The following is a 14,424-nucleotide window of genomic DNA, read 5'->3' on the forward strand; positions in this document are numbered from 1 at the left end:
GGGGCTTCGGCCCCTTTGTGCTGCACCTGGTGGCATAGCTATGCCCTCGCGGCCTGATGCTCAGGCCGTCGCAACCTGAATCATCTCGTCGTAATGTTTCTTGTCCACCTCTTCCAGCCACTGGAAGATGTGCCCGATGACGCTGTGGCTTTCGCCTGCTAAGTTTTCTGCGGATTCCTCAGTTATCTCAATAACGTCGCTATGTGAATACTTATTGATAAAGCGGTAGATTTTTTCTTTAAGCTCTGGTGTCGTGATGGTGCAATCTTTAAGGCCAGCCTCCATCAATTGACTAATGTCGCTTCGCCGCCTTGGATATTTGAAGGTGAAGAACGATTCAACAAGCTTTCGGGCGAGGTTAGCGGTCAAGAACGCCTCATCTCGATTGAGTGTCGTGTGGGCCCTGTACTCGTAGAGCTTCTTGAATATATAGTGGTACTCGGAACCGTAGTTCTTCAGTGAGTCGTCGGCATCCACAAGCAGGGAGTGACGAGGGGAGCCAGGTGGCGCATCTAGACGATAAAAGAAGCAATTCTCGGCATTGCCTTTTTTGACTCGATTCCTATTGGTGCCAGTGAACCAGTCTCTCACTAGCTTAAAGTACGTAAAGTTGTGAGTCAGTACAAAAAGTTGTTTGGCTTCCGTGCATTGCGTTCTCAGGAATGAATAGGCATGAAACAAGTGATTTGAATCAAAACTTGAAACTGGATCATCAACGACGACAATCGTGTCCTTGATGTTGTTTCCATTTTCCTTGAGCTTCGTGATGAAGTAGACAAATGCAATCGCAGTCTTCTCACCCTCACTCAAATTCCCGTCATGCTCACCAACTCCGTTTCTGATGATTTCATAACCCTTCTTCTTTTGATTGAAGCTCAGGCAAAGTTCAGAGCGGCCAATGAAACGATGCAAGATGTCATTGAATTCCTTCGCCCCGACCGTTTCATTCGATAGCAGCGCTTCTATGGCGCCGACCTCTCGACTAATTTTTTCAATTTCCTTGTAGTCGTTCTTTGCTTCTGACTCAAGGTCATTGCATTTCTTCTCGCTTCCAGCATAGTCAAATTCTTGCACTTCAGCCGCAGCGAAGTGAAGTTCCAGTGCCACCTTGCTTTTTGAGGTCTCAGATTTGAAATTTGAAGTCTTATTGTTGTGCTTTCCGACGAGAGCAGCAATCGACTTCAATATTTCATTGAAATTTGTGACATCATCTTCAACAACGTCTGTGACCAAAATGTCTGTCTTTGCAGGGTCTGTAATTTTAGCTTTCAGGGCTTCCCGCCATCCTTCGATCTGCTGGTCGATCTTCTCAGCAGCAGATGTGTATTCCTTCTGGAGCCTCTCTGCGTCGGCCGATAGTTCTTTATAAAACTCGGTCGCTGCGGGTAACTGATTGGCTGGAGCCCCTTGGGATTCAATCCACGTGGCGGCACTCTGAAGTCGGTGTTGAAAATCCGTAAACTCTTTACTGAAATGGGCAGCAAGAGCCTCAGCACGAAGCTGGGTGAACGGAGAGCCACAGAACTCGCAGGATTGCGAGTCATGGCTTTTATGGATCTCCAAGCCTGTTTGAACCCATTCGCGGATGTCTGGGTTATCAGTCAGCCGCTGGATAGCTTGATTGACCGCCGTAGTCCCAATCAAATCTCTGATGCGACCCGCCGCCTTCTTAAAATAGTCTGGCTCAATAACCGTTGAGGTGAACATGATGCTTGGCAACTGATCTGGCTTGGCGGCGTTCGTAAGGTCAATAACTTTGTCATCCGGAAGAACCGACTCGGCCTTGGTAATGGCCTCTCCGTTTTTCTGAATAAAACTAGAGAGTTTGCGGCGGTCATAATTCAAATAATAGCTATCGCTTGTATCAATCGCCTGAAGTCCTAGCTTCATCTTTTTAGCAGCATTGGTCAGAAACTTATCCAATGCCTCACGCTGTTTCTTGATATCGCCTTGCTTGTCGTCGAAAGCTTTCTTCTTCGACTGAAGCTCGCCCTTAAGCTTCTCCAACTTCTGTAGGTCATCAATCTTCTCTTTCGCAATAAGAAGGATGCTTTTTACAGACTTGTCCCAGTCAATGTTTTCATGCACGAAGCGTTGGTTGAAAACATGAATATTCAATTGGGATGAGTGAAGTGTGGCTTCGGTGATCGTTGAGCCGTCCTCCAAAGCGACTGAAAACTGCCCCGCGCTAAAACGAGGAACCATCGAGCGAAGCTCAAAGCAAGAGAAAAGATTCGATAGGGTTGACTTGCCTGTTCCATTCCAACCATAGACCAAGTTATACCGGCCGAACTTCTGAATCTTTGTTCCGTTGAAGTCGTTGAAGATGCCGAACTGCTTGAGACGGTTAATGCAGACGATCATTTTTGGAATCTCCCCATTCTTGCTTTGGCAACATTTTCTTGCAAAGACAATAATAAGCGAAGAGTGCCCTTGCGTCTCCGCTTCGCGGACCGCGCTGCTCCAGGTTCGCTACTCGCTCATCCCCGACGGGACTGGCATTCACCAGCCTTCCACATCCCTGACGCCTACGGCCCGGCTTCCAGCTTCGGGCCTGCGCGCTTCGCTTGCGTGCGGTTTGCACATAGCGGCGGCCGTTGCCATGTCCAGCCGTCTCTCCTGACTTCATCACCTTGCTCGCGACTGTAGCCCGTGGCCGCGTGCCATCAAGGCGCGTCAGGCCGTGTCCTCGGCTGCGCCTGCGGGCCGCACCTACCTGACACTTTTTTCCTTGACGGCCCACGTCCGTGGGCTCCTGACCGTCGCGGGCGATGAACTCAGGAAAGACGGTGGCAACAGGGCCAACCGGGTTCCTCGTGCCAACCGCACCGAACAGCCGAAAGGCTGGGCTCCGAATCTAGGAATCCGGTGTGCGGTTTGAACAGCAAACCCTTTTCGTCAGGAGAAAGACCATGCTTGCATCCCGTTTCGCTTCCCGTTCCCCGGTACTGCGCAGCGACTCCCCGCTGTCCGATGACCAGATTCACCGCGTGGCCCCGTCCATCTTTGCGGAAGCGCCCCACGAAAGCCGTTCCCAGCGTTACGCCTATATCCCCACCGCCACGGTGCTGACCGAACTGCGCAAGGAAGGGTTTCAGCCCTTCATGGTGACGCAGACCCGCACCCGCCACGAAGACCGGCGCGATTACACCAAGCACATGATCCGGCTGCGCCACGCCAGCCAGATCAACGCCCGAGGCGAGGCCAACGAAATCATTCTGCTGAACTCGCACGATGGCACCAGCAGCTACCAGATGCTGGCCGGCATGTTCCGTTTCGTGTGCAGCAATGGCCTTGTTTGCGGCAACACCGTGGCCGATGTGCGCGTGCCGCATAAGAGCGACGTGGCCGGGCAAGTGATCGAAGGTGCCTATCAGGTACTGCACGGTTTTGACCGTGCGCTGGAATCCCGCGAGTCCATGCAGGCCATCACGCTGGACGAAGGCGAGGCCGAAGTGTTCGCCCGCGCCGCGCTGTCGCTCAAGTACGACGACCCGGACAAGCCAGCCCCAATCACCGAATCGCAAATCCTGATGCCGCGCCGGTTCGACGACCGCCGCCCGGACTTGTGGATGACCTTCAACCGCATACAGGAAAACCTGACCAAAGGCGGTTTGTCTGGACGCAGCGCCAACGGACGCCGCCAGCAGACCCGCCCGGTGCAGGGCATTGATTCCGATGTGCGCCTCAATCGCGCCCTGTGGCTGCTGGCCGACGGCCTGCGCCAATTGAAAGCCTGATTTCCCTGCGCGGCAGGGGCAGGCAGCAACCCTTGCCGCGTCATTCGCTGCTGCATTCCATCATCGCAAGGAGTTTTCACCATGAACGCCATCAACCACACCGAAGCCCAAGCCATCCACGCCACGGCCAGCGCCGCGCCTGCCGTGCTGCTGGAAGCCGCCGACCCGAGCAAGAATCTGATTCTTGTGCCGCTGTCGCGGCTGGTATCGCGTCCCACGGGCCGCAACGTGCGCAAGACCCCGCGCATGTCGATTCCCGAACTCGCCGCCAGCATCCAGCGTGTCGGCCTGCTGCAAAACCTGATCGTGACCGCGACCGCTGACGGCGAGCGTTACGAAGTCGTGGCCGGAGGCCGTCGCCTTGCCGCCCTCAAGCTGCTGGCGAAGAAGCGCCGCATCAGCAAGGAATGGGAGGTGCCTTGCCTGCTGGTGGCCGATGGCACCGCCCGCACGGCCAGCCTGACCGAGAACGTGCAGCGTGAAGCTATGCACCCCGCCGACCAGTTCGAGGCATTCGCCGCGCTGGTGGCCGAAGGCCGACCCATCGAGGACATTGCCGCAGATTTCAGCGTCACGCCGCTGGTGGTGCAGCGCCGCTTGAAACTCGCCAACGTGTCGCCGCGCCTGCTGGCCGACTATCGAGCCGAGGCCGTGAGCCTTGACCAGTTGATGGCACTTGCCATCACCGACGACCACACCGCACAGGAAGCCGCGTTCTACGATGCGCCGACATGGCAGCGCAGCCCGCACAACCTGCGCGACCGCCTGACGGAGCGCGAGATTGATGCCCACCGGCATCCGCTGGTGCGCTTCGTTGGGCTGAATGCTTACGAGGCCGCAGGCGGTGGCACCCGCCGCGATCTGTTCGCGGAAGCCGATAGCGGCGTGTATCTGACCGATGCCACGCTGCTGGAACGGCTGGCGCAGGACAAGCTGGCCAGCCTTGCCGCCGAGGTGAAGGCCGAAGGCTGGGCATGGGTGGATGCCACCCCCGGCACGACCCATGCCGACCTGCAAGCCTTCCAGCGCGCCCCGAGGCAGCGCCGCAGCCCGAACAAGCGCGAAGCCCAACGCATCGAGAAGCTGCAAACCAAGATGCAGGCGCTGGCCGAGGCCGTGGATGCCGCCCTGGACGCCGACGATGAAGAAAAGGCCGACGCCTTGCAGGAGGAAGGCGAACACCTGGGCGAACAGTTGCAGGCGCTGGAAGATGGCTTGCTGGACTACGGGGAAGCCGTCAAAGCTGCCGCCGGGGCCATCGTCACCATCGACCGCAACGGCGAGGCCGTGATTCATCGTGGCCTGCTGCGCGAAGCTGAGGCCAAGGCGCTGCGCACGCTTGAACGGCTGCGGCAAGGTTTCGGCAGCGAAGCCGACAACGACGACGAAGGAGAGGAAGCGGACAACGCCCCCAAGACCGCCGCCATGTCCGACCGGCTGGCGCAACGCTTGAGCGCCCACCGTACCGCCGCGCTGCAAATCGAAGTCGCCCGGCATCCGCAGGTGGCGCTGGCCGCACTGGTGCATGGCATGGTGCAGACCGTCTTGCACGGCAGCTACTACGGCCACGACCTGCCGCTGGGCGTGAAGCTGACCCAGCAAGATCGGCTGGAAGGCATGGCCCCGGACTGGCCGGAATCGCCCGCCGCCGTGGCACTGCGCGAACTGCAACAGGTAGCGGGTGAAGCCTTGCCGGAGGACAGCGCCGAACTGTTCGCCGCACTATTGGCGAAGCCGCAGGATGAACTGGTGCGCCTGCTGGCCGTATGCGTGGCATCCACGGTCGATGTGGTGACGCCCCGCGCCACACAGCACCAGCCGGGTGCTGAACTGGCGCAGGCCGTGACGCTGGACATGGCGGCATGGTGGCAACCGACCGCCGAAGGCTATTTCCAGCATGTGCCGAAGGCCGCGATTCTGGACGCCGTGGGCGAATTCGCACCGGAGCACGTCACCCGGTTGGCGAAGTTGAAAAAAGGCGACATTGCCAGCGAAGCCGAACGGCTGGCCGATGGCACCGGCTGGATGCCTGCCATCTTCCGTGCCGAAGCCACGCAGCAGACCGTGCAGGAGGTGGTAACGGACGAGGCAGCCGAAGCCCCGGAGGAAGTCGCCGCCGTGGCGGATGAGCAGACGCAGGCCGAGGCACTGGCCGCCTGACCTTGCACCACAGATAGCGCCCCGGTTCCGGCCGGGGCGCTTCATGCCGAGGATTCCCCCATGAGCCACAACACCACGAACCGCCCACGCATGGCCGCGACCTACGCCCCCGGCACGGTGTGCGCCCGCCGCTGGCATGGCGATGGCGACGTGCGCGGCTACCGCCCGCCTTGCGGCTGGATAGCCCGCGCCGACCTGACCGACCTACACCCCATCACGGGCCGCGCCTTGCCGCGTGCCGTGTGGTGGATCATCGAAACCAAAGAATAGGGAGCAGCCCCGCGCCCAAGCCGTTCCGTCTTGGGCGCGGGGAATACCAAAAAACCGGGCGCGGCGGTGGCCGCGCCCGGTTTCAAGGCTCAAAGCCAAAACGCCCCTTTGCCGCCTTCGGTCAGGCGACAAAGGGGCCGCGCACAAGTCGCCTTGTGCGCAAAAGCCATTGAAGCCATGCAAGTGCAGCGGCGCACGCGCCGCCGACATTCCGACAGCACCTCGCCGCAATGGGCGGCGCTTGTGGGGCTACGCCCCGGCTTGCTGCGGCAGGTTGCACGAAAGCGTGCCATGCTCGACGCTGACGGTTCGTTGCCTGTGCGTCATGAAGGACGGTTCACCGACACACCACCTGGCCTCGATGTGGATCTTCCACGCCACGCATCAAGCATGTGGCCGCAAGTTGTGGCAGGAGCGTTCGTACCTTGTTGCTGGGGCATTGACCTGGCCGCGTCAGGGAACAAGCCGGTGAAGTTGTCATGCGAGGATGCCGAGTCGGCCATGTCTCCATTCGGGAGCGGGCGGCCCGTGCGTCCTTGGCTTGTCGTGAATCCTGGCGGTGGCGCGGCTGCGCCTTGGGCTTTATGACCACAACCTTGCGGCGAAAACAATTTCCCCTGCGCTGCGCGCATTCCTAGCGGGGCAAATTCTTTTCGCCTCCAGGTTCTCCACGTTGTTGCGACCGCTCCGCGGTGCGGCCAGCCCATCCCCCGCCGGGCGGATCACAACAAGGACGCACTGGCGCGACCTTGTTCAACCCGAAAGGAGAAATCATCATGGCTAACATCGGCACCCTCACCGCAGAGAAAGACGGCTTCACCGGCACGCTTCGCACCCTGACGCTCAACGTCAAGGTCAAGCTGGTTCCCAACGACAAGGGTGACAACGAAAGCGCACCCGACTACCGCCTGCAAGCGGCTGGCCACGACATCGGCGCGGCGTGGAAGAAGACCAGCGAGGCCGGACGCCCCTATGTGTCCGTGACGCTGGATGATCCTTCGTTCCCGGCAACGGTCTATGCCCGGCTGATCGAAGGCGAGGATGGCACGCACGACCTGATCTGGTCACGCAGCAAGCCCAAGGCGGCCTGACAGCCGCTCACCACGCCCCGCCGGTTACGCCGGGGCGTGGTGTTGCTGGATTGCTCAGGGCCGTTATGACGAATTACACGCCGTTTCTAGCGGATTTGATGTCGAGAAGGTTGATCTGGTCGATCTTGTCCTTGTGGATCACGATGGTCAGCTTCGCGGGATGTTTGAATCTCATCTCACTGATCCTGAACGTCCACAGCATTATCTTCAGAAGATCCTCGTCAGAAATGTTCTTGTGCCCTTTGATTCGCGTGATTCCTGAGCCGAAGATCGTGGTTGATACGCTTTTCTGAGCGTAGACATTGTTGACCTTGTCCCAAAAGTTGATGAGGAACTCAAGGTACTCCGGCATTGTTAGTATCGCTTTGTTGTTCTCGTCAAATTTGGAAAGTGCGGTCAGCAAGTAGTCTTTGTACAAGCAGATCGTGCCTATCTGATACCTTTTCTTCTTCCCCTGTTTCCTTGCTTCGTTCTCATCTATGACTTCTCTGTCGTCAAAGGCATATCCCTCGATGTAGCGATCCAGTTCGGACGTCGGTACGCCAAGATGCTTCTGAATAAAAATGCCATTGAGGGACGTATCACCAATCACCTTATTGTCCACCAAGGTGTCGAAGTACTCATTGAAGGCGATGGCCTTCAACCCTGGCTGCTGGAAGATGTCGCCGGTCTTAATCGCAACATCGCTGCCTTCGACATTGATGTTGATACTGTTCAAACTGTTCGACCGGAGCCATATCATCAAGTAGGTGAGGGCCAGTAGTGCCAAAAAAGCCCAGCCGACCTTAAGTTTCCATTCGGCAGGAATGTCAACAAAAAGAACTACGACTGACAGCGTGCCACTGACAACAGATGTGATTTCAAGAAATTTCTTGATGACCCGCTTATCAAAAAAGTTGACCTTCGCCATGATGAAAACCGTTCGCTCCAAGGTGTCAATTGATTATGGGTTGTATCTGTAGATACCCGGGGCCTTCTTAGTCCCCACCATGAACTCGCCATCCTGCAAAGATTTCTTGATGAGTTCCTTGTTCATTGGGACATGAAGCGTAGGGACTTTGCTCATCGAATCCCGGAAAATGGGCAGGCGTCCCCAGAGGTTTCTGACCCCCTCCTTCAATGATCCACTGACGAGAAGGCTTTCCTTGGTGGCGTACTCCGGGTAGACGACAATGATGGGGAGCCCTTGGTCATTGATGCCATAGTCGATTTCTTCCCGAAGGGCGCGGGAGTTCGTCGTGATTGAACTCAGTATGAGGATGATGTTTTTGGAGCTGCGAAGGCGTTCACGCAGTCTGGGTTTAAGTGTGCACTCCCAATCGCTGCCGTCGCGGACGCTGTAAGTTTTTGCATGAGAATCCACGAAGGGGAACGCTGCATCAGCGCCTTTCCACATTCTCAGGGTGTTGTAGTACTGAAAATCTTTAGTTGCATTGGCACCCAGCGCACTGGGATGGAACGGTTCTGCAACGTAAAAGGCTGTGTAATTCCCGTTTCGATACGCCATATCGTCTCTCAATCTCCATTTTGATTTAGTAGCGCCTCAAGCTCCTGTCGCACCTGCTCCAGCAATTGATCGGCCTTCTGCTCACTATCACCGGCATACGCCAGCGTCAGCAACGTGAGCGGATGAACCTTCATGACTTCGCACAGTTCGGTCAGCTTGTTTAGCGCTGGGCTTTTCAGGTCGCGCTCCAGCGAACTTAGATAGGTGCGGCTGGACACGTCCGAGAACGCCTCTTGGCTCAGGCCACGTGCTTTCCTGATCTTTCGCAACGCATCGGGCAGCGATGGCTTGAGCGTCGTCATTCTGGACTTTCCCCAAAATCCAGAATGACAACTCATTGCGCCCTATAGGACTACAATCTATAGTGTTCATTTCGTTTATTTGTTCTTTTACTGAAAGCCGCATTGGCGGTTTTCTTCAAAAGCGGAGAGCCTGATCCGTGTCTTTCCTGACTTCCGTGCATGTGCCTTCGTGCCTCTACGTCTCTGCGGATACGTGGGATTGCGCATTAGTGCTTTCGTTGGAAGGCGTGAAAGCGCCTCTGCTGCTCTGCAAGTCCGTGGACGTACAGCCATGACTCCGCTCATCACCGCCGACGAGCGCACGCGCCTGCTGTCCAACGGCCAGGCCCGCGCTGCCGGGCAGGACACCGACCCCCTGCCCGTGGTGCGCCTGTTCACGCCAGATGCGCATGCCACCTGGCTGCTAGCCTCGCTCGACCCAGCCGATGGCGATGCTGCTCACGGCCTGATCGACTTGGGGATTGGCATGCCTGCACTGGGAACGGTGAAGCTGTCCGACCTGGCCGCCATCGTCGGGCCGCGCCAGCAGCCCGTGATGCGGGATCGCTACTTCCAGCCCGTGCGGCGGCTGTCGGAATACCTGCGACTGGCCGAAGACAACGGCTCGATCACCGATTGAGCGCCACCGCCAAGCGGGGCGCACTGTGTCTATTTCGGTCTGGTTTGTGACCCGTTCGGTCTGAATCGGCAGTGTTGCACCGAAGCGGTGCGTGCCAGATCGAAACGGTCATGATGCCTGGCGCGGCCTGCGGCAAGCTGACCGACGCGGCATGCCATTGGAGTGCGTTGCCGCCGTCGCACTCGGACGATTTCAGCAACGCATCGGAGTTCATCGGTCTTGACACTGCCAGTTTACGCTTCACCCATGACGTTTTGACGATGGCCCCGTAGCACGCCGTTTCGCCGTGGCGACGCACCCCCAGCACAGGGAGGTTGCCGCATGGCCGATCGCAGTGCCGAGCCGTGGTATGCCACGGCGGCCTATCTCTACGTTCTGCATCTGGATAGCCCGGCGCTGGCCTGGGAGTACCTGCGCCGCCATCCCGACTACCGGCGCGACTGGCTCCGCCGTCGTCGCCAACCGGATGCTGCCGGGCATTGGGGGCTGCGCCTGCTGGAAGATCCCGCTCTGGATGCGCGAGACGCGCACCCGGCCTGGTTCCCCGATCACGATGCCGTGGTGCAGCTCTACCCAGATGCCGATCCACCGCCCGATGCCCTGTGCTTTGAGTTCTGGAAGCTGCCGGGCCACAAACACCTGATCCATGACGGCAAGCGCCTGGTGCTGGTGGCGCGCTGGCCTGGCTGCTGCCTGCGTTTCGTGCTCGCGCCAGGCTTGGCCGATGGCATGGCTTACGCCTATGCCATTCGAGCCTGCGCCGCGCCTTGCGAACGCTATGCGGCCCTGGCGAGCGAACTGAACAAGATCGCCGTAGCAGCCGGTGCCGTACCTGCGGCAACCGTCCGGCCACGCCCGCCGCTGTCCGCATTGCTGGAAATGCACACGCTGCAGGCGCTGGACGCGACCCTGGCGGGTGCGTCCTTGCGGGAGGTGGCCGAAGGGCTGTTTGGTGCGGATGCCGTTGCCGCCGACTGGCACGCCGACAGCGCTCTGCGCGCCCGCGTACGGCGGCTGGTGCGCCGGGGCGATGGGCTGATGCGCGGCGGTTATCGCCGTCTGGCACAGCTTCCGGCTGTCACTCCGTATGAGGGGGGACGTTTCGCATCCGCAGCAGAACGTCCCTGAGCAAGAGCCTCAAGTTTCTTGAGACTGCCTCCATCCGGCTGCGCTGTGTGGCCGGGCTTGATGGAGGTACATCCCATGCGACCCGCTCCCTTGCGGCCTGCCGCCGCTCCCGTTGCCACACCCGCACAACCCCAACGCTATCTCACCAACGACGAAGCCGCTGACTACCTGCGCCTGTCACCGCGCACGCTGGAGAAACAGCGCGTCATCGGTGGTGGCCCGAAGTTCCGCAAGTTCGGTCGCCGCGTCATGTACGCCGTGGCCGACCTCGATGCCTGGGCGGAAACGCGCAGCTTCGAGACCACGTCCGATCCTGAATATGCCGAGCACCACTCGGCTGATAGCCGTGCGCGCTGATCGGCGCATCGCTGGTGGCCATCGCCATGTCCCGCCCACCAGGGCACGCCTTGCAGCAGCGCGAACAGCTCGACCTGTTTCGCGCACTGCCGGGCGAGGACATGGCACCGCGCGATGCCCAGGACTTGATGGCCTATCCGTTCTTCTCGCTGGCGAAGTCGCGGCGCACCGCGCCGATCGACTTCCGCAGCGGCAACATCACCATTCGCGTGGAAGGTACGCAGGAGCACGGCATCGCTACGATCTGGGATGCCGACATTCTGATCTGGGCGGCCAGCCAGATCGTGGAAGCCAAGGACGCGGGCATCCAGCCGTCCCGGCGGATGCAGGCTACGCCTTACGAGATCCTGCGCTTCATCGGGCGCGGCAAGTCGCTGCGCGACTACCAGCGTCTCAAGGCCGCGCTCGACCGGCTGCAATCGACCACAGTGGCCACGTCCATCCGCGAAACCACGGGAAGGCGCTTGCACCGCTTTTCGTGGATCAACGAGTGGAAGGAGCTGGCCGATGCCAGAGGCACGCCGCTGGGCATCGAGCTGATTCTGCCGGACTGGTTCTATGCGGGCGTGCTGGACGCCGCCCTGGTGCTGACCATCGACCCGACGTACTTCCGACTCACGGGTGGCATCGAGCGCTGGCTGTACCGCCTGGTGCGCAAGCATGGCGGCCGGCAGGAATACGGCTGGCAGTTCGACTTCCGGCATCTGCACCGCAAGTCGGGCAGCAGCACGCGGTTTTCGGATTTCGCCTACGACCTGCGGGCGCTGGTCGCCCGGCAATCACTGCCGGGATACGAGCTGGGCATCGTGCGGATTCCCGAGGACGACATGGAATTGCTGACCTTCCGGCCCGTGCCGCAGACGGCACGGGGATAACAGCGGGACAAGCTGTGGATGGGGTCGTGCTATCAGGAGTAAGAGGTGTCGTGCTATCAGGAGTACGCCTATCGTGCTATCAGGAGTACGAAAACGCCGGAAAGCCAGTAACGGCGCGGGTTTGCGATCCCTCTAACATTACTAACTTAAATTCTCTAACTATTGATAGAGAAACAGCATTGCGGTGGACAACTGCCGCAGGCCGAAAAGCCAGCCAGGAAAAGCTGCAAAAATCACCCCGTTCGGCACGGCAAAAACAATCCGGCCTTCCAAGCTGGAGGGCCGCGCCATGATCGTCGCCTTGCTCAACCAAAAAGGCGGCGTCGGCAAGACCACGCTCGCCACGCACATCGCTGGCGAACTGGCGCTGCGCGGCCTGCACGTCGTCCTGCTGGATGCCGACCCGCAGGGTTCCTCACTGGACTGGACACAGCGCAGAAGCCAGCAGGGCTTGCCCCGGCTGTTCAGCGCCGTGGGCCTGGCGCGCGAAACACTGCACCAGGAAGCCCCAGAACTCGCCAGGCGGGCTGATCACGTCATCATTGACGGGCCACCCAGGATCGCCGCCTTGGCGCGTTCTGCGCTGCTGGCGGCTGAACGGGTGCTGATCCCGGTACAGCCCAGCCCCTACGACCTGTGGGCCAGCGCCGAGATGGTGGCGCTGATCCGTGAGGCCCAGGTGTTCCGGCCTGCGCTACGCGCGGCCTTCGTCATCAACCGGCGCGTCAGCACCACGGTAATCGGGCGCGAAGCACGGCAAGCCTTGGCCGAACAGCCGTTGCCAGCGCTGCGCAGCGAGGTGCGCCAGCGCATCGTCTTCGCCGACAGCGTGGCTGCTGGTCGATTGGCGCGGGAGACAGCCCCCGATAGTGCGGCGGCGCAGGAAATCACCGCGCTGGTCGATGAGCTGCTGCGGTGGCCGTCATGATCGACAACAGCAACCCACCCAACAGCAAACGCCCGGCCAAGCGGGTCGGCATCGGCGCGCGTCCGCCCGCCAATCCGCACGCCGAGGCGTGGATTCGCCAAGGCGACGCGGATGCGCTCAACAAGGGCGACCTCTACACCGCTCGCCTGACCCTCGACATCACGCCCGCCATGCGGGCGCGCATCAAAGTGTCGGCCTTCACGCAAGGCGTGACCGTGGCCGACCTGCTGCGCGGTTTGCTGGAGCGCGAGTTTCCAGAACACCGCAGGGAGAACACGCCATGACCGCATCCGCATTGTCTGCTGCCGCGCCTGTCGCCATCGCGGCCACGGCTACCCATGAAGCCTCTTCCAGCCAGCCTAGCAGCGCGCCGTTGACGCGCGTATCGCTCGCCTACATCGAACCGCGCTTCAAGCTCTACCTGCGTTTCGGCGAACCGGCACGCACGCTCCAGCTCGATCGCTGGCGGCGCTGCGCCATGTTCATGCCGGGTGCAATGCTCTGCCGCGTTCGTTGGCAGGCCAACGACTACGGCACGATCCGCTGGCAGCTCATGGTGATGCAGGCTGCTACACCGCTTGATGCCGTGCAGCGCATCCCCGGCGTGCAGCCAGGCGCATGCCTGCTGCTGCATGCCGAAGGTGACGCCAATGTGCGCGCCGTGCTGGAACGCATCGACGGCATCGAGGCGCTGGACATCGCTGCCATTGACGTGTCGCCCGCGTACTGGCGCACGCTGGGCAACCGTCTGGCGGCTCGCCTCGCGCTGCCCGAATACACCGCCGTGCGGCATGCCGCCTGGCTGGCCGGGAAGGTGCTGCCATGACAGCCCATCCCACCGCCGCACGCACGCCCGAAGCCGCGCCGCTTCCTCGCTCGCGCCTGCGCGCTCGCCTCGTGCTGGCGGGCTTCGCCGCCGTCGGCCTCGCTGCGCTGGCCTGGGCGGCTTTCGTGCAGCCGCTGCCGCGCCTGACCTACAACCCGTCCGACAGCGTGGCGATCGGCTGGTATCGCATCGAACCGTTCGACCTGCGCACCGCCTCGCTGCCACGTCCGTTGTCCGTGGGCAGCATCGTGCTGGTGCCGCTGCCCGACAGGGCCGCCATGCTGGCTGCGCAGCGCGGCTACCTGCCGACCCGCGTGCCGCTGCTCAAACGTGTGGGCGCGGTCGCGCCGCAACACGTCTGCATCGTCGCAGGGCAGGTTCGCATCGACGGCATGCCGGTAGCCGCTGCGCTGCCTACCGACCGGCTGGGCCGACCGTTGCCATCCTTGCAGCTTTGCCGCCGCCTCCAACCGGGCGAGCTGTTCCTGTTGAGCGCGACCAATCCGGCATCGTTCGACAGCCGCTATTTCGGGCCGGTCTGCGCATCCGCCGTGATCGGCGTTGCGCATCCAGTGTGGCTGGAGACACGCCCATGATGGCCGCCAATTCACTGTACGTTGC

General features: G+C 60.5%; 17 protein-coding genes. 12 read left to right on the forward strand and 5 right to left on the reverse strand.

Features of this window, described 5'->3' with window-relative positions; translation table 11 throughout:
* Nucleotides 1-60 precede the first annotated feature (60 nt).
* A complete protein-coding gene (locus WBR68_RS10005) occupies nucleotides 61-2,364 on the reverse strand; it encodes an ATP-binding protein (protein WP_153855188.1) in 2,304 nt (767 codons plus the stop codon).
* 548 nt (nucleotides 2,365-2,912) lie between these two features.
* On the opposite strand from WBR68_RS10005, the gene WBR68_RS10010 reads away from it, so the two are divergent.
* The 4 genes from WBR68_RS10010 (at nucleotide 2,913) to WBR68_RS10025 (ending at nucleotide 7,261) form a co-directional block, all read left to right on the forward strand.
* A complete protein-coding gene (locus WBR68_RS10010; RefSeq protein WP_153855260.1) occupies nucleotides 2,913-3,740 on the forward strand; it encodes a DUF932 domain-containing protein in 828 nt (275 codons plus the stop codon).
* 81 nt (nucleotides 3,741-3,821) lie between these two features.
* Nucleotides 3,822-5,900, forward strand: coding sequence for a ParB/RepB/Spo0J family partition protein (locus WBR68_RS10015; protein WP_153855189.1), 2,079 nt, complete (start codon nucleotides 3,822-3,824; stop codon nucleotides 5,898-5,900).
* Nucleotides 5,901-5,960: 60 nt separating this feature from the next.
* On the forward strand, nucleotides 5,961-6,170 hold the full coding sequence (locus WBR68_RS10020) for a hypothetical protein (RefSeq protein ID WP_153855190.1): 210 nt from the start codon (nucleotides 5,961-5,963) through the stop codon (nucleotides 6,168-6,170).
* Between the two features lie 776 nt (nucleotides 6,171-6,946).
* Nucleotides 6,947-7,261 (forward strand): DUF736 domain-containing protein, encoded by a 315-nt coding sequence (locus WBR68_RS10025; RefSeq protein WP_153855191.1) that lies wholly within the window; start codon nucleotides 6,947-6,949, stop codon nucleotides 7,259-7,261.
* A 73-nt stretch (nucleotides 7,262-7,334) separates the two neighbouring features.
* Here the strand turns inward: WBR68_RS10025 and WBR68_RS10030 are convergent, their stop codons facing one another.
* From WBR68_RS10030 to WBR68_RS10040, 3 genes are read right to left on the reverse strand one after another with little or no spacing between them, the layout of a single operon-like run.
* Entirely contained in the window at nucleotides 7,335-8,171 is an 837-nt protein-coding gene (locus WBR68_RS10030) for a macro domain-containing protein (RefSeq protein WP_153855192.1), read from the reverse strand.
* Between the two features lie 33 nt (nucleotides 8,172-8,204).
* A complete protein-coding gene (locus tag WBR68_RS10035; RefSeq protein ID WP_153855193.1) occupies nucleotides 8,205-8,768 on the reverse strand; it encodes a TIR domain-containing protein in 564 nt (187 codons plus the stop codon).
* Nucleotides 8,769-8,776: 8 nt separating this feature from the next.
* The gene (locus WBR68_RS10040) at nucleotides 8,777-9,070 is read right to left on the reverse strand and encodes a helix-turn-helix domain-containing protein (RefSeq protein WP_230694098.1); all 294 of its coding nucleotides are present in this window, start codon (nucleotides 9,068-9,070) and stop codon (nucleotides 8,777-8,779) included.
* 271 nt (nucleotides 9,071-9,341) lie between these two features.
* Between WBR68_RS10040 and WBR68_RS10045 the strand changes: the two genes are divergently transcribed.
* The 4 genes from WBR68_RS10045 to WBR68_RS10060 all read left to right on the forward strand — a co-directional run bounded on the left by WBR68_RS10045 (nucleotide 9,342) and on the right by WBR68_RS10060 (nucleotide 12,049).
* A complete protein-coding gene (locus WBR68_RS10045; protein ID WP_153855195.1) occupies nucleotides 9,342-9,689 on the forward strand; it encodes a DUF2958 domain-containing protein in 348 nt (115 codons plus the stop codon).
* 321 nt (nucleotides 9,690-10,010) lie between these two features.
* Nucleotides 10,011-10,817, forward strand: coding sequence for a DUF2285 domain-containing protein (locus tag WBR68_RS10050; RefSeq protein WP_153855196.1), 807 nt, complete (start codon nucleotides 10,011-10,013; stop codon nucleotides 10,815-10,817).
* A gap of 75 nt (nucleotides 10,818-10,892) precedes the next feature.
* A complete protein-coding gene (locus WBR68_RS10055) occupies nucleotides 10,893-11,174 on the forward strand; it encodes a helix-turn-helix domain-containing protein (protein WP_014995090.1) in 282 nt (93 codons plus the stop codon).
* Between the two features lie 26 nt (nucleotides 11,175-11,200).
* Complete coding sequence (locus WBR68_RS10060) at nucleotides 11,201-12,049, forward strand: replication initiator protein A (RefSeq protein WP_153855261.1); 849 nt, start codon at nucleotides 11,201-11,203, stop codon at nucleotides 12,047-12,049.
* 159 nt (nucleotides 12,050-12,208) lie between these two features.
* On the opposite strand, the gene WBR68_RS10065 is transcribed toward WBR68_RS10060, so the two are convergent.
* On the reverse strand, nucleotides 12,209-12,340 hold the full coding sequence (locus WBR68_RS10065; protein WP_255695983.1) for a hypothetical protein: 132 nt from the start codon (nucleotides 12,338-12,340) through the stop codon (nucleotides 12,209-12,211).
* Here WBR68_RS10065 and parA point away from each other — a divergent pair.
* Genes parA through WBR68_RS10085 form a run of 4 tightly spaced genes read left to right on the forward strand, consistent with a single transcriptional unit; the run spans nucleotide 12,339 to nucleotide 14,399 of the window.
* Entirely contained in the window at nucleotides 12,339-12,977 is a 639-nt protein-coding gene (gene parA / locus WBR68_RS10070) for a ParA family partition ATPase (RefSeq protein WP_023081401.1), read from the forward strand. The two genes, WBR68_RS10065 and parA, sit on opposite strands and share 2 nt — an antisense overlap.
* Nucleotides 12,974-13,261 (forward strand): chromosome partitioning protein ParB, encoded by a 288-nt coding sequence (locus tag WBR68_RS10075; RefSeq protein ID WP_153855197.1) that lies wholly within the window; start codon nucleotides 12,974-12,976, stop codon nucleotides 13,259-13,261. Before parA ends, WBR68_RS10075 begins: the two co-directional genes overlap by 4 nt.
* Complete coding sequence (locus tag WBR68_RS10080; RefSeq protein ID WP_230694099.1) at nucleotides 13,258-13,803, forward strand: DUF2840 domain-containing protein; 546 nt, start codon at nucleotides 13,258-13,260, stop codon at nucleotides 13,801-13,803. Before WBR68_RS10075 ends, WBR68_RS10080 begins: the two co-directional genes overlap by 4 nt.
* On the forward strand, nucleotides 13,800-14,399 hold the full coding sequence (locus WBR68_RS10085) for a S26 family signal peptidase (RefSeq protein ID WP_153855199.1): 600 nt from the start codon (nucleotides 13,800-13,802) through the stop codon (nucleotides 14,397-14,399). Before WBR68_RS10080 ends, WBR68_RS10085 begins: the two co-directional genes overlap by 4 nt.
* Nucleotides 14,400-14,424 lie beyond the last annotated feature (25 nt).

Origin of the sequence: Achromobacter sp. JD-1 (genome assembly GCF_038594925.1) — a bacterium.
GTDB classification, from domain to species: domain Bacteria; phylum Pseudomonadota; class Gammaproteobacteria; order Burkholderiales; family Burkholderiaceae_B; genus Achromobacter; species Achromobacter spanius_C.

Bases quoted from the DNA above. Each gene is read 5' to 3' on its own strand.
- WBR68_RS10075 (WP_153855197.1), top strand. From the start codon at position 12,974: ATGATCGACAACAGCAACCCACCCAACAGCAAACGCCCGGCCAAGCGG.
- WBR68_RS10040 (WP_230694098.1), bottom strand. From the start codon at position 9,070: ATGACGACGCTCAAGCCATCGCTGCCCGATGCGTTGCGAAAGATCAGG.
- WBR68_RS10055 (WP_014995090.1), top strand. From the start codon at position 10,893: ATGCGACCCGCTCCCTTGCGGCCTGCCGCCGCTCCCGTTGCCACACCC.
- WBR68_RS10005 (WP_153855188.1), bottom strand. From the start codon at position 2,364: ATGATCGTCTGCATTAACCGTCTCAAGCAGTTCGGCATCTTCAACGAC.
- WBR68_RS10060 (WP_153855261.1), top strand. From the start codon at position 11,201: ATGTCCCGCCCACCAGGGCACGCCTTGCAGCAGCGCGAACAGCTCGAC.
- WBR68_RS10080 (WP_230694099.1), top strand. From the start codon at position 13,258: ATGACCGCATCCGCATTGTCTGCTGCCGCGCCTGTCGCCATCGCGGCC.
- WBR68_RS10045 (WP_153855195.1), top strand. From the start codon at position 9,342: ATGACTCCGCTCATCACCGCCGACGAGCGCACGCGCCTGCTGTCCAAC.
- WBR68_RS10025 (WP_153855191.1), top strand. From the start codon at position 6,947: ATGGCTAACATCGGCACCCTCACCGCAGAGAAAGACGGCTTCACCGGC.
- parA (WP_023081401.1), top strand. From the start codon at position 12,339: ATGATCGTCGCCTTGCTCAACCAAAAAGGCGGCGTCGGCAAGACCACG.
- WBR68_RS10020 (WP_153855190.1), top strand. From the start codon at position 5,961: ATGAGCCACAACACCACGAACCGCCCACGCATGGCCGCGACCTACGCC.
- WBR68_RS10010 (WP_153855260.1), top strand. From the start codon at position 2,913: ATGCTTGCATCCCGTTTCGCTTCCCGTTCCCCGGTACTGCGCAGCGAC.
- WBR68_RS10065 (WP_255695983.1), bottom strand. From the start codon at position 12,340: ATGGCGCGGCCCTCCAGCTTGGAAGGCCGGATTGTTTTTGCCGTGCCG.
- WBR68_RS10050 (WP_153855196.1), top strand. From the start codon at position 10,011: ATGGCCGATCGCAGTGCCGAGCCGTGGTATGCCACGGCGGCCTATCTC.
- WBR68_RS10015 (WP_153855189.1), top strand. From the start codon at position 3,822: ATGAACGCCATCAACCACACCGAAGCCCAAGCCATCCACGCCACGGCC.
- WBR68_RS10085 (WP_153855199.1), top strand. From the start codon at position 13,800: ATGACAGCCCATCCCACCGCCGCACGCACGCCCGAAGCCGCGCCGCTT.
- WBR68_RS10030 (WP_153855192.1), bottom strand. From the start codon at position 8,171: ATGGCGAAGGTCAACTTTTTTGATAAGCGGGTCATCAAGAAATTTCTT.
- WBR68_RS10035 (WP_153855193.1), bottom strand. From the start codon at position 8,768: ATGGCGTATCGAAACGGGAATTACACAGCCTTTTACGTTGCAGAACCG.